At 68.8% G+C, this 523-nt stretch carries 1 protein-coding gene; it reads left to right on the forward strand.

The window, feature by feature from the left end:
- A partial coding sequence (locus HT134_RS48350) for an RNA polymerDNA-directed RNA polymerase subunit B (protein ID WP_512698727.1) occupies nt 1-523 on the forward strand: 523 nt, incomplete at both ends.

The following is a 523-nucleotide window of genomic DNA, read 5'->3' on the forward strand; positions in this document are numbered from 1 at the left end:
CGCGAGCGCATGACCACGCAGGACGTCGAGGCGATCACGCCGCAGACCCTGATCAACATCCGCCCGGTCGTGGCGTCGATCAAGGAGTTCTTCGGCACCTCGCAGCTGTCGCAGTTCATGGACCAGACCAACCCGCTGGCCGGCCTGACGCACAAGCGGCGTCTGTCCGCGCTGGGCCCCGGTGGTCTGTCCCGTGAGCGGGCCGGCTTCGAGGTCCGTGACGTGCACCCGTCCCACTACGGCCGCATGTGCCCCATCGAGACCCCTGAAGGCCCCAACATCGGCCTGATCGGCTCGCTGGCCTCCTACGGCCGCATCAACGCCTTCGGCTTCGTCGAGACGCCGTACCGCAAGGTCGTCGACGGCAAGGTGACCGACCAGGTCGACTACCTGACCGCCGACGAGGAGGACCGCTACGTCAAGGCGCAGGCCAACACGGCGCTGAACCCCGACGGCTCCTTCGCCGAGGCCCGCGTCCTGGTCCGCACCAAGGGCGGTGAGACCGAACTGGCCCGTGCCGAGG

The organism is Nonomuraea rhodomycinica (assembly GCF_013363995.1).
GTDB lineage: Bacteria > Actinomycetota > Actinomycetes > Streptosporangiales > Streptosporangiaceae > Nonomuraea > Nonomuraea rhodomycinica.